Origin of the sequence: Acidithiobacillus sp., assembly GCF_027322205.1 — a bacterium.
GTDB lineage: Bacteria > Pseudomonadota > Gammaproteobacteria > Acidithiobacillales > Acidithiobacillaceae > Acidithiobacillus.
On sequence record NZ_DAHVHY010000057.1, the window covers coordinates 1 to 12328 of the forward strand.

General features: G+C 60.4%; 10 protein-coding genes, 2 tRNA genes and 1 pseudogene. 9 read left to right on the top strand and 4 right to left on the bottom strand.

Going from position 1 to position 12328, the window contains the following annotated elements:
- The 3 genes and pseudogenes from M7F93_RS08935 to rsmI all read right to left on the bottom strand — a co-directional run.
- Positions 1 to 396, bottom strand: a pseudogene (locus tag M7F93_RS08935) (hypothetical protein); the annotation flags it as partial.
- A 96-nt stretch (positions 397 to 492) separates the two neighbouring features.
- Positions 493 to 568: transfer RNA gene (locus M7F93_RS08940), tRNA-Phe, on the bottom strand.
- 25 nt (positions 569 to 593) lie between these two features.
- The gene (gene rsmI, locus M7F93_RS08945; RefSeq protein ID WP_298172201.1) at positions 594 to 1457 is read right to left on the bottom strand and encodes a 16S rRNA (cytidine(1402)-2'-O)-methyltransferase; all 864 of its coding nucleotides are present in this window, start codon (positions 1455 to 1457) and stop codon (positions 594 to 596) included.
- On the opposite strand from rsmI, the gene M7F93_RS08950 reads away from it, so the two are divergent.
- The 6 genes from M7F93_RS08950 to waaF are packed head-to-tail and all read left to right on the top strand — an operon-like array spanning position 1452 to position 8047.
- Positions 1452 to 3371, top strand: coding sequence for a penicillin-binding protein activator (locus tag M7F93_RS08950; protein WP_298172204.1), 1920 nt, complete (start codon positions 1452 to 1454; stop codon positions 3369 to 3371). The genes rsmI and M7F93_RS08950 overlap by 6 nt on opposite strands.
- A 3-nt stretch (positions 3372 to 3374) precedes the next feature.
- The gene (locus M7F93_RS08955) at positions 3375 to 3740 is read left to right on the top strand and encodes a YraN family protein (protein ID WP_298172207.1); all 366 of its coding nucleotides are present in this window, start codon (positions 3375 to 3377) and stop codon (positions 3738 to 3740) included.
- Positions 3737 to 4813, top strand: coding sequence for a D-glycero-beta-D-manno-heptose 1-phosphate adenylyltransferase (gene rfaE2 / locus M7F93_RS12050; protein ID WP_298172209.1), 1077 nt, complete (start codon positions 3737 to 3739; stop codon positions 4811 to 4813). The genes M7F93_RS08955 and rfaE2 overlap by 4 nt, the downstream gene beginning before the upstream one ends.
- Complete coding sequence (locus M7F93_RS08965) at positions 4810 to 6195, top strand: FAD-binding oxidoreductase (RefSeq protein ID WP_298172212.1); 1386 nt, start codon at positions 4810 to 4812, stop codon at positions 6193 to 6195. The genes rfaE2 and M7F93_RS08965 overlap by 4 nt, the downstream gene beginning before the upstream one ends.
- A 3-nt stretch (positions 6196 to 6198) precedes the next feature.
- Positions 6199 to 6963 carry an RMD1 family protein gene (locus tag M7F93_RS08970; RefSeq protein ID WP_298172215.1) on the top strand — a complete coding sequence of 255 codons (765 nt, stop codon included), beginning with the start codon at positions 6199 to 6201 and terminating at the stop codon, positions 6961 to 6963.
- Between the two features lies 1 nt (position 6964).
- Entirely contained in the window at positions 6965 to 8047 is a 1083-nt protein-coding gene (gene waaF, locus M7F93_RS08975; RefSeq protein WP_298172220.1) for a lipopolysaccharide heptosyltransferase II, read from the top strand.
- A gap of 60 nt (positions 8048 to 8107) precedes the next feature.
- On the opposite strand, the gene M7F93_RS08980 is transcribed toward waaF, so the two are convergent.
- Positions 8108 to 9502, bottom strand: coding sequence for an OprD family outer membrane porin (locus M7F93_RS08980; protein ID WP_298172223.1), 1395 nt, complete (start codon positions 9500 to 9502; stop codon positions 8108 to 8110).
- 180 nt (positions 9503 to 9682) lie between these two features.
- Here M7F93_RS08980 and M7F93_RS08985 point away from each other — a divergent pair, with 180 nt between their 5' ends.
- From M7F93_RS08985 to M7F93_RS08995, 3 genes are all read left to right on the top strand, one after another.
- Complete coding sequence (locus tag M7F93_RS08985) at positions 9683 to 10642, top strand: LysR family transcriptional regulator (RefSeq protein ID WP_298172226.1); 960 nt, start codon at positions 9683 to 9685, stop codon at positions 10640 to 10642.
- 37 nt (positions 10643 to 10679) lie between these two features.
- Positions 10680 to 12071, top strand: coding sequence for an oxygen-independent coproporphyrinogen III oxidase (gene hemN / locus M7F93_RS08990; protein ID WP_298172229.1), 1392 nt, complete (start codon positions 10680 to 10682; stop codon positions 12069 to 12071).
- 175 nt (positions 12072 to 12246) lie between these two features.
- A tRNA-Lys gene (locus M7F93_RS08995) sits at positions 12247 to 12322 on the top strand.
- Positions 12323 to 12328 lie beyond the last annotated feature (6 nt).

Consider the following 12328-nt stretch of genomic DNA (forward strand, 5'->3'; position numbering starts at 1 on the left):
TAGGGCGAGTTCCAGACGCACCGTATTGCCCGCACGACCCTCGGCCAGGCGATCATCCCGGTAACGTCCAATGATCTCTTGATTCAACGCAGCCAAGGCATATTTGCCCAAGCGTGCCCGCAGTGCTTTTGCACTCGTATGATCGCGCCGCTGAGAGCCACCCGCTTTCTTGGTCGGGGTAATCTCGCGCAGATAGCGATCCAGTGCCATGTCCAACGAGAGTTTCTGAGAGGGCGCTCGCTGAATATAAACCCCCCGCACCATTTCATCTTCAGTCTGACGGGACCAGTCTTCGGCATCCCGTTTGGTCCGGAACGTTTTCGCGGCCGTTGGCCAACCCTGCTTGCGAATCACCGCTTTCCAGGTTCCCGCCGGGTTTTTGACTATCGTGGCCATAACACAAATCTCCTCCGTCCAGATTCAGCACTGTACCGAATCTGTACCTGAGGAGCAGAGGATTGTCAACAGCAAATATATAACGTATTGATTGTATGGTGCCCAGGGACGGAATCGAACCGCCGACACGAGGATTTTCAGTCCTCTGCTCTACCGACTGAGCTACCTGGGCCAAGAGGCCGTATTTAAGCGGGGCCTTACGCAGAAGTCAAGGCCAAAGCGCGCGCATAGAGGAACCGATGCGCCATGCCGCTCTGACCGACCGCGATGCGCACCGCCTGCGCCAGCGGCAGTTCAGCGAGGAGGGGACCGAGTAGACGGTCGGCATCAGCATCTTCCTGAGTCTGTTCCGGCGCTCCCGCCACCACCAGCGTCATTTCGCCGCGCACTTTGTCCGGATGCGCCTGCAGCAACGCTACCAACCCCCCCAGGTCGTCCCGCAGACACTCCTCATACATCTTGGTCAGTTCCCGGCACAGCGCCGCCGCGCGATCTGCACCCCATAATTCAGCCATATCCGCCAGGGTCTCACTGATCCGGTGCGGCGCCTCATAAAAGATCATGCTGCGCGACTCCGGTTGCAGGGCTTGTAATCGCGCCCGCCGCGCACCCCCTTTAGCTGGCAAAAAGCCCTCGAAGCTAAAGCGATCACTGGGCAGACCGGACAGTGCCAACGCGGCAAGCGCGGCATTGGGACCCGGAATGATGGTTACCGGCAACTGCTGCGCGCGGAGCAGGGCCAGCAGCGGGAAACCGGGGTCGGAAATCAGCGGCATCCCCGCATCTGACAGCAGGGCGATATGTTCCCCAGCGGCAATACGCCGGGCAATCTGCGGGGCCAGCGCCCTCTCGTTATGCTCGTGGAGGGCCAGGGTCTTGGGCTGCACACCCAGATGCTGAAAGAGCCGCTGGGCGTGGCGACGATCCTCGACCAGAATCAGCGTCGCCGCGCTAATCGCGCACTGCGCACGCAATGAAAGATCATCGAGATTGCCGATAGGGGTGGCGATAATGGTCAGTTGCCCGGCACAGCCCTCCGTGGGTTCAGGATGGTCATGCATCACCGCACCCCCAGTCGAGGTCGTGTTTCGGTCATTGAACACCTTCGCCTTTCTCCATACACTCTGCCCATGATGCCCTCTCCAGCCCTAAAGACCTCTTTACGCCTGCTGATGACTCTGGCCCTGGCCACGGGCCTGAGCGCTTGCGCGAGTATGCCACAGAAGACGCCCCCCTCGTCGAATCCGGCGCCGGCGCCTGTCGCAACAACGACCAGCGCCCCTCAAACACCGATGGCGCAGCGCGCCGGTCAGCTCACGGCCACAGGACACGATCTGGCGGCGGCCAAGGACTATATCCACGCGGCCGCCGAGGCGAGGGGACAAACCCAGCTCCATTATCTGATGGAAGCCGCGCAAGCCTCTTTGAAGGGACAAAAACCGCAGGTTGCGATATTGCTGGCTGACGAAGTGCTGCGCTTGCAGCGTAACAACGCCGAGCTGCGCGGTGCGGCGCTTTGGGTCCGTGCTCAGGGACTCATGGACCAGGGGCAGACGCCCAGTGCCAAGGGCAGCCTCGAAGAACTGCTGACCATCGCCAGCACGCCCCAGGAAGTGCGTGCTCAGGCCATGGGTACCCTGGCCACGCTCTACACCCAGGAAGGTCACGAACTCACTGCACTGAACTTCCTGATCGAAGGGGACAGCTTTCTGAGCGGCAACGACGCCGCCGAAAATCATCGTCGTATTCGTGCTCTCCTTGACTCGCAGTCGGCTGCGAAACTTCAGAACTGGCAAGGACGCAGCGGCAACCCCCTGGTGCAGGAGTGGCTCGCTGTTGCCCTGATCACCCGGCAGAATCCCGATCCCCGGCAGCGGCAGGCGGCGATCAAAACCTGGCTGGCGGCGCATCCAGGGCATCCCCCCATAAACTTCTCGGACCATACTGCGACCACCATTGACAGCTCTGCACTCAACCCGGCGCGCGGTAGTATATGCGCCCTGTTACCCTTCAGCGGACCCTATGCGCCCCTCTCCCAAGCCATCACCGCCGGAATGGAAACTGCGGCGCAATTACAATCTGGTCCTGCCGTGCGTGTCCTGCGGACCACCGGCAACCCCAGTTACACCGCCGTTCTCTTTGAACGTGGGATGAAAGAGGGGTGCAAAGTCTTTGTCGGCCCCTGGCTGCCCCAGGATATCAACGCCGTAGCCGTCGTCAGAAAACCTTCCAATCCACCCGTCATCGCCCTCGGAGGGGCGCCTGGTGTGCAGCAGTCGGGGCTCTACACCCTGAGTCTGAGCCGTGACGTTGCCGCCCGGCAAATTGCCGCCCAGAGCTATGGGGCGGGTTATCGTCGTGCCTACGTGCTTTATCCGCAGGACTCCAGTGGCGCCGCCATTCAGGCAGACTTTATCGCACTCTGGAAGAAGCTCGGCGGTGAGGTCGGCGGTGTCGCCACCTATCTGCCAGGACACGCACTCACCGATGAAGCGCAACAGCTCCTGAGCAGATCACCGGGGCAAGACAGCTTTGTTTTTTTGGTCACCGATGCGAAAAATGCCAACGCGGCTGTTTCCTCTATCCGGCTGATCAATAACAGCGTGCCTATTTTCAGTCCGGCGCTGCTGCATGGTGCCGCCTTACCCAGCGACGCACAAGGGCTCTCCGGCATCGAGTCCGTCGATATGCCTTGGATCATCAACCCCGGGCAAAGCTGGCCGGAGGCAGTGCCGCTGCTGCGCACCGCGTTGCCCAACGCCAGCGATACCCAATGGCGCATGGCGGCCTTTGGACTCGACGCTTACCGGATGGCGGAGCGCATTCTGGATAAAAACATGACGGGCAGTCTGCACGGCGCCACCGGCATTCTCCGCTTTGGCGCCAGCAACCAGATCATACGTGACATGGAATGGATGGAAGTGGAGAATGGCCAGATCATGCCTTTGCCGGGAGTGCCCAAGCCGGGTACCTGAATCATGCCATCACCACGCCAGCATTTAGGTCAGCAGGGTGAAGACAGCGCCGTCGCTCTGCTCACCGGACACGGGCTGCATCCCCTGACACGCAACTATCGCTGCCGGATGGGAGAAATTGACATCATCACCCTCGATGGCGAAACCCTGGTCTTCGTGGAGGTGCGCCAGCGCACCCATGACCGGCAGGGAGGTGCGGCGGCCAGCATCACATGGCGCAAGCAAAAACGGCTGATCCGCGCCGCTGAATATTTTCTGCTGCATAACCCTCAGCATGGGTTACGTCCCTGCCGCTTTGATGTTGTTGCCCTCGACGGGGATGCCCCGGCAGACTGGATTCGTGATGCCTTTAGAGTACCCAGCCCATGACCACCAATGACTGGATGGATGCCGCCTTGCACGCCAGCATCGTCTGCAAAGAAAAATCGGCGGCGGCGCTGGCAGCGCCTTTCGCGCAAGCCAGCCAGCGTTTGATTGCCACCTTGCAAGCCGGCGGGCAGGTGCTCAGTTGCGGCAACGGCGGTTCTTCCGGCGATGCCCAGCACTTGGCCTCGGAACTGATCAACCGCTTTGAGACGACGCGCCGCGCTCTGCCTGCTATCGCCCTCAGCACCGACAGCAGTGTAGTCACAGCCATCGCCAATGATGCCTGCTACGAACAGGTTTTTGCCCGCCAAGTCGAGGCGTTGGGTCGTCCCGGCGACTGCCTGGTCGCGTTCAGCACCTCGGGCGATTCCACCAATGTGCTCGCCGCGGTTCTTACCGCCCAGCAACGCGGCATGTGGGTACTCGCCCTTACGGGCAAGGAAGGCGGGCAACTCGCGCCGCTCCTGCGCCCTGCGGACATTGAATTGCGCGTGCCGGAACGGAACACCGCGCGTATTCAGGAAGTCCACCTCGTCCTCATTCACGCCCTTTGCAATGGTGTGGATGCCAGCTTTGCGGACCACGCGCCCGCGCCCGCGTTTCGCACTGGTCAGGTGTTTCGCGACGGGGAGAGGTTGCGGGCGGCTTGCGCCTTTCGGCGGCCGCTGGTCTTTACCAATGGTGTCTTTGATGTGCTGCATCGGGGCCATGTGCAGTATCTCGCCGAAGCCCGCGCCGAGGGTGCCTGTCTGGTGGTAGGCGTCAACAGCGACGCTTCGGTGCGCCGCCTTGGCAAGGGTGCGGACCGTCCGGTCAACAGTGAAGAGGACCGCATGGCGGTGCTCGCCGGATTACAGGCAGTGGATTTTGTCACGCTGTTTGACGAGGACACCCCGCTGCAACTTATCCAGCATCTTCAACCCGACGTCCTGATTAAAGGTGGCGACTGGCCAGCAGAACGCATCGTCGGTGCCGATTGGGTGCAGGCCAGGGGCGGGCGGGTACTCAGCATTCCTTTCCGCCACGAGCGGAGCACCACCGCCCTCTTGCAAAAAATCCGGGAGAGCCAGCCATGAACGTCAGCACCATCACCCCCGCTCTGCGCGCCGCCCTCGATACTGAGCGGGTGCGCGACGATGCCGATACCATCGCTGTTTACAGCCGCGACGAAACACCGGGGAGCTGCGCACCGGTGATGGTGCTCTTCCCCCACAACCACGAAGAAGTGCAGGCGATTGTCAGCATTGCCCGACGCCATCACCTGCCCCTCGTCCCGCGCGGAGCAGGTTCCGGGAACGTCGGCGGGGCGCAGCCGGTGCCCGGCAGCGCCGTCATCAGCTTCGAGTGCATGCAAAAAATCTGCAATTACAGTATGGTCGACCGCACTATCACCGTCGAAGCAGGCTGCATCACGGCCGCGATCAGCGCCCATGTACGGGCCGATGGCCTATTCTACCCCCCTGATCCCGGCAGCAGCCCCTACTGCCGCATCGGCGGCAATCTGGCGATGAATGCCGGTGGTCCCCACGCCGTAAAATATGGAGTCACCCGCGATTATGTACTGGGTTTGCGCGCCGTCACCGGCACTGGCGAAACGCTGTGTTGCGGGGTCCGTACCAGCAAGGGTGTGGTCGGCTATGACCTGACCCGCCTGCTGGTGGGCAGCGAAGGCACCCTCGCCCTCATCACCGAGGCTACCTTGCGCCTGCTGCCACTGCCTGCCGCCAATGCCACCCTACGCGCCGCCTACAGCAACACGGCGAGTGCCTGTGCGGCAGTACAGCGGGTCATGGCACAGCACAATACCCCCAGCGCGCTCGAACTCATGGATCCCCATGCCCTGGCTGCCGTGCGCGCCATGGGCGCGGCCAGCGACCTGCCCGCGGGCAGCGATGCCCTGCTGATGGTCGAAGTGGATGGCGAGGCGGTCACTATTCCCGAGCAAGTGCGGGCGATCCGCGCGGCACTGGCGGGTGAGGGGAATCTGGAGGTTCTGGAAGCAACTGACGCCGCTGCCATCGCCGATCTATGGGCGGCACGCAAGTCCCTGTCCCCCGCCACCAAGGCCATGGCACCACTCAAGATCAATGAGGACGTGGTCGTGCCGGTCAGCCGTCTGCGCGAATTGCTGGTAGCCATCGAAGGGATTGTCGCAGAGCAGTCCCTGCATATCGTCAGCTTCGGACACGCCGGGAACGGCAACCTGCATGTCAACTTTCTGGTCCACCCCCAGGATAAGGACGAGATGCGCCGTGCTCAGTACGGTCTGCAAAAACTCTTCCAGACCGTACTGGTGCTGGGTGGGACCATCTCCGGCGAACACGGCATCGGCAGCAGCAAGCGTGCCTATGTCCCGCTGGAACTCAGTCCGGGAAACCTCAGCATCCAGCGCGCCATCAAACAGGTTTTTGATCCAGATGATATCCTCAATCCCGGCAAACTGCTCCCCACGGCCTGAACCTTGAACAGCATCCTCCACGCCATCCAGCCGGTGCGTCATATTTCCCTCAAAAGCTGGCACGAAGATTTTGAGATGGACCTGGTAGAAAACACGCCCGCCCACCGCTTGCTCCGCGAGGGAGACACCTGGGTGGTACTCTTCCGCTCCGGCGTCCTCTGCTTTTTCGGCGCGGGACCGGCGCTACAGGCAAAAGTCATCGCTACCGTGCAGACGCAGTTCACCCCCATCGCCAACCCCAAGGTCGAAGAACTGGCGCTCCGGGTCGGCGAGCGCGATGGCGTGGGCCGCGATGGCGTCACCCTCAAAAATCTCGACGAAGAACGGATCCTCCTCGTGGCCCTGCGCCTGGCCCAGAGCCTCGCCTTGGAACTTCATGAAGAGGCCGTCGAAAACCTGCTGGAAACCACGCTGAACCTGCTCTCGGAAGTGACTCGTACCGGGCGTTTGCCGGGACGGCGCGGCGGCCATCTGCGCTTTCTCGCCTCGACTTCCGCCACCCGCACCGAAATCCTCTCCCGTTTGGCGGTGCTGGACAATCCCGACATTGTCTGGGAGACACCAGGCCTGGAACTACTCTCCCGCGAGCTCTCCGCCGACCTGGAACTCACCAGCCGCTTTCGCGCCCTCGACGAAAAGCTCGACGCGATTCATGAGGGGCTGGAAGTCATGATCGTCGCCAGTCGTCATCATCGGGAGACCATTCTGGAGTGGATCATTATCATCCTGATCTCGGTGGAAGCACTGATCATGCTGATTGGCAAGTAAAATGGGCGAATCAGAACCGCCCTACGACGAATATGAAGCCTTCATTCCACACAACACCCGCATCGCTCACAGCTATGATCCCGCCCGTCTGCTCCTGATCGGACCCGCCTGGGTAGGAGATATGGTCATGGCGCAAGTCTTGTTGCAAGTGCTGCGCCGCCGCTGGTCGCGCTTGCAGGTGGATGTGCTGGCACCACCCGCCAGCATCCCTGTGGCAGAACGCATGCTCGAAGTGCGACACACCATACCGCTGGACATCGGCCACGGCCAACTCGGCTTACGCCGGCGTCGGCAGGTAGCAAAACAATTGCAGGAGCAGGACTACGACTGGTCTATCTGCCTGCCCAACAGCTTTAAGTCCGCCCTCATCCCGTATTGGGCGCGGATCCAGACCCGCACCGGCTTTTCCGGCGAAGGCCGCCGTTTGCTGCTCAATGATCGTCGCCACCTGAACAAAAGGAAACTACCACGCACCGTGGACCGCTTCGTGGCCCTCGGCCTGCCGCTGCGTCTGCCCCAGCCCACACAACTACCCGCCCCCCGCTTGCAGGTGGACCACGGAGCCCGTGCCGCAGCCTTGCGGCGACTCGGTATCTCCATACCACAACGGCCACTGGTCGCCTTGGCGCCCGGTGCCGAATATGGCCCGGCCAAGCGCTGGCCGGTACGTCACTGGATTACCCTGGCCCAATCCCTCGTCCAGGGCGGCCATGCCGTCTGGCTGTTCGGCAGCCCCAAGGATGCGGAAATCACTCAGGCCATCGCCTCTGCCGTCCCCGCAGTGCTTGATCTGGGTGGCCAGACCACGTTGCTGGAAGCCATCGATCTACTCTCTCTCGCAACGATTACTGTCAGCAACGATTCCGGCCTGATGCATGTCGCTGGCGCGGTGGGCAGCAGGGTGATTGCATTATATGGCCCTACCCCTCTCAAAATGACGCCGCCTCTTTCACCCGGTGCGCAGCCCCTGCGCCTGGATCTCTCCTGCAGCCCCTGTGGCAAGCGCGAGTGCCCCCTCAAGCATCATCGCTGTATGGAAGACCTCAGCCCGGATCGGGTCATCCGGCAACTGTATCCAGGGTAATCACCAAACGGGCGCAAAAAAGCCCCGACCAGCGGGGCGGAGAGAGGCGAGGAGGAGTCGTTAAAATGCGTAGGTCAGCATCACCCGGTTATAGATGAAGGAATGCCCTTTGTTGAAACCGGCACCATTACCCTGGAGCCCGTTATAGGCGTCCAGACCATTGGCCACTTCCACACGGTCACGAATGGACAGACCTTTGAACATGCCCGGAACAAAATACGTCAGATCCACATAGGCGTCATTGCTGACACCGTTATAATAGGTGTGGTACTGCGCCAAAGCAGCCATGAACAGGAAGCGCTTGTCGAGGAGATTCTGAGTCCACTTGACCTTCCAGCCATTGCCCGGTCCGAGTTCCACCAGACCGCGGATCATGGAGGTCGTATAGAGGGGATCTGTGGCATAGCCCGCGGTATAGGGTGAAATAATGGCACCACCACCCACCGCACCGGGATGCGCTAAAATCTCATTGTAAGACCAGGTTAGCTGGCCATTTCCCAGCACATTATTAAAAGCCGCGTAGTTCAAACCCACCTGCGCACCCCAGGCCGTACTGTTCACCGAGGTCGCGGTGATCGGGGAGTTGTTGATATTCGAACCATCCAGCAGGCTGTTGTTCTGCCACTGGCGGTTGAACTGGGCGCCCACGAAAGGATCGAAGCCGGTGCCCGTCTTCAGGGTGTAATTCACGTCGCCATATACACTTTTGGCAAACTGATAGTAGTCGTAATACCAGACCTGGGCTTTGGCCCCCATAAGACTGCCACTGGTACCGAAAGCCAAGACACCATTGGTCGCAGGTGAAGAACCCGTGATCACCGGTGTACCAGAACCACCATACATGGAATCACCATCAAAGGTGGCTGGGTCATAGAGGTTATCCCGGTAGTAGCCTGACGACGTACGGCTTTTCCAGCGGAAGATGCGCATGCCATAGATGTGCCAGTCAGAATAGGGAGATACCTCCGCGAAAACGCCCTGATAAGTGGCCGGTAAAAGACGCGAGTCGGAGTTATTCACCCAAGGGGTATTGATGACTTGGTCACCCGCACGGACGAGCAGGACCTTGGGAAGGGCATACTGGATGTAAGCCTGACCCAGGGCATTGATGGACTGCTGCGGCCCCATCAGCGTGGAATCCAGGTGGGGATAGGTCGGTGCGCCGGATAAGTTATTCGCCCCGAGGGCATTGGCCGTGTAGAAACTGACGCCAACCCCGAAGCCACCCAGGAAAGGCGCAGTCTGCACATTCAGAATACCGCCGAGGCTGAAGGCGTTCTGATTGAAGGTGTTGGGGCCGGTGGCGCCATAATCACGGCTGAAATAATAAGAACGGATCTGTCCGTCGATCTTACTCTGCTTGAAAAAGTCCGTCAGGGTTTCAGCCTGTGCGGCAGCACTGACGCCGCACAGGGCAGCAACCATAGCGATGGCAATACGGTTTTTGGTGAACACAGTGACCTCCTCTTTAGGTATTATTGCAACGATCCTCGCCATAATAACGGGGCAATATGACAACATGATGACAGTTTAATGAACTTTTTGTGACAGCATCTTCTAAACAGTGAACCATTCACACCACCTCATCAAACCCAAAAGTCTTTGCATTGCCGGCTGGTCGTGGGACACTGCGAAGTGGATTTATCGAACACCGAGACCCGTATGCCCCTGGAAATTCGCCACCTGCGCACCATTGAGGCCGTCGCCCAGTTCGGCAGCCTGGCGGCTGCGGCACAGCGCCTGCATCTGACGCAATCGGCGCTTTCGCACCAGTTACGCGGGCTGGAGGCGGAATATGGCGTCAACCTGCTCGACCGCGAACACGGCGCGCAGTTGCGCCTAAGCCCCGCCGGAGAGGCTTTATTGGCCGTAGCCCGGGAAGTACTGCCACGCATTCGGCAGATGCAGGAAGAACTGCGGCGGCGGGCAGCCGGCAACAGCGGTCGCCTGCGTATTGCCGTCGAATGCCATACCTGCTTTGATTGGCTGACACCCGCCATGGACCACTTTCGCGAGAACTGGTCGGATGTGGAAATGGATCTGGTTTCGGGCTTTCAGCAGGATCCCCTGCCCCTGCTCCAGAATCATCAGGCCGATCTCACCGTGCTCACTGCGCCCGATGCCATGGCCTCCGATATTCTCCTGCATCCACTCTTTGCCTATGAGGTCGTCGCCCTCGTCAATCCACGGCATGCCTTAGCGGAACGCAGTTTCCTGACCCCTGAGGATTTTCTGGAAGAAACACTGATTACTTATCCGGTGGAAGATCGTCGCCTCGACCTTTTCCGCGAGTTCCTCCAGCCGGCGGGTGTGCAGCCCTGGCGCCGACGGCATGCCGAACTGACCGTCATCATCCTCCAGTTGGTGGCCTCCGGGCAGGGCATCGCCGCGCTACCTGCCTGGGCAGTGGGAAGCTACGGGGAAAAAAACTACGTGCGCGCCATTCCCCTCGGACCGCGGGGTCTCTGGCAAACCCTACAAGCGGCCACCATGGCAGAGCAGGCGGAACAGCCGCACATGCAGGCATTTCTCGCGGAAATCCGCGCCAGCGTCGCGGCCAACCTGTTTGGGGTAAAAGATATTCCGGGCGTATGATCGCCATCTGACACGTATTTGACGGAGCCCAGCAGCGATGACCATAAATCACACTCAACAGCTTGTTTTTGACCCAGAACTTATCCGTCGCTACGACCAGCCAGGGCCACGCTACACTTCGTACCCCACCGCCCCCCATTTCTGCGCAGATTTCGATGAAAAGGCACTGCAAGGCGCGCTCGACGACTCCAATACCAGCGGGCGTCCGCTTTCCCTCTACTTTCACATCCCCTTCTGCGAGCATTTGTGTTTTTACTGCGCCTGCACCAAGGTGGTGACCCGTCATCACGAGTGGGGGACGGCCTATGTCGCCCATCTGGATCAGGAGATAGCCCTGACGCGGGAACACATTGACGGCAGCCGCCCCGTGGATCAGTTGCATTTCGGCGGCGGCACGCCCACTTTCCTGCGCCGCGATGATATAGCCTTCCTGTTGGACAGCATCGGCAAACACTTCCATCTGCTCCCGGATGACCAAGGCGAATATGGCATCGAAATCGATCCACGCGCCCTGGAGCCCGGCACCCTCCGCCTGCTCCGCGACTTTGGCTTCAACCGCATTAGCATCGGGGTCCAGGATCTGGACGCGGCGGTGCAGAAAGCGGTGCATCGCGAACAAAGTTTTGCCCTTACGGCAGGCGTCATTGATGAAGCGCGCCAACTTGGCTTCCGCTCCGTCAGCCTCGACCTGATCTACGGACTCCCCTTGCAGACCCCGGAAAGCTTTGCCCAGACCCTGGAAGCGGTTCTCGCCTTGCGCCCGGATCGTCTTTCCGTCTTTAATTACGCCCACCTGCCGGAACGCTTCCCGCCGCAAAAGCGCATTCTTGATGCGGACATCCCCAGCCCGGACAGCAAGCTACGCATCCTCGCCGAGAGCATCACCACCCTGCAGCAGGCGGGCTATCTCTATATCGGCATGGACCACTTCGCCCTGCCCGACGACGAGTTGGCCATCGCGCAGCGGGAAGGCAGCCTGTATCGCAATTTTCAAGGCTACTCCACTCATGCCGGGACCGATCTGCTGGCTTTCGGGATGAGCGCCATCGCCATGGTCGGCCCAACTTACAGTCAGAACATCAAGGACCTGGACGCCTGGAGTGCCACCCTGGACAGCGGTCACTTACCGGTAGAGCACGGCCTGCGCCTGAGCGACGAAGACTTGCTGCGCCGCCACATCATCACCCGCCTGATCTGCGACTTTAGCCTGGATTTTAACGCACTGAACCGGCAGTTCGATCTGGATTTCCATCGACATTTCGCGGCCAGTCTGCCCGCCCTGGCGGCCATGGAACGTGACAGACTCCTGCAAATGGACGCCCATGCCCTGACGGTCACTCCGCAGGGACGACTGCTGATCCGCCACATCTGCATGGCCTTCGACGCCTATCTCACGCAAAAAGCAGTACGCTATTCGCGGGTGATTTGAGCGAATTGCATCGGCACGGCTACCCGGCCCGAGGTTCTGATTAACCTCTATACCTGTTGTCTTCGATCATCATTCTGGTGATACGGCAGGCGCTGCCATGATTTAGCCTTGACCAGTATCCATCTGCACCCGATAATACGCAGCCTTGGCGGTTGTCTCGCCAGATCCTGCCTTTGGGGATGTAGCTCAGTCGGTAGAGCAGCGGCCTTTTAAGCCGTGGGTCGCGGGTTCGATTCCCGCCGTCCCCACCAAATAAA

Bases quoted from the DNA above. Each gene is read 5' to 3' on its own strand.
- M7F93_RS08950 (WP_298172204.1), top strand. From the start codon at position 1,452: ATGCATCACCGCACCCCCAGTCGAGGTCGTGTTTCGGTCATTGAACAC.
- rsmI (WP_298172201.1), bottom strand. From the start codon at position 1,457: ATGCATGACCATCCTGAACCCACGGAGGGCTGTGCCGGGCAACTGACC.
- M7F93_RS08955 (WP_298172207.1), top strand. From the start codon at position 3,375: ATGCCATCACCACGCCAGCATTTAGGTCAGCAGGGTGAAGACAGCGCC.
- rfaE2 (WP_298172209.1), top strand. From the start codon at position 3,737: ATGACCACCAATGACTGGATGGATGCCGCCTTGCACGCCAGCATCGTC.
- M7F93_RS08965 (WP_298172212.1), top strand. From the start codon at position 4,810: ATGAACGTCAGCACCATCACCCCCGCTCTGCGCGCCGCCCTCGATACT.
- waaF (WP_298172220.1), top strand. From the start codon at position 6,965: ATGGGCGAATCAGAACCGCCCTACGACGAATATGAAGCCTTCATTCCA.
- hemN (WP_298172229.1), top strand. From the start codon at position 10,680: ATGACCATAAATCACACTCAACAGCTTGTTTTTGACCCAGAACTTATC.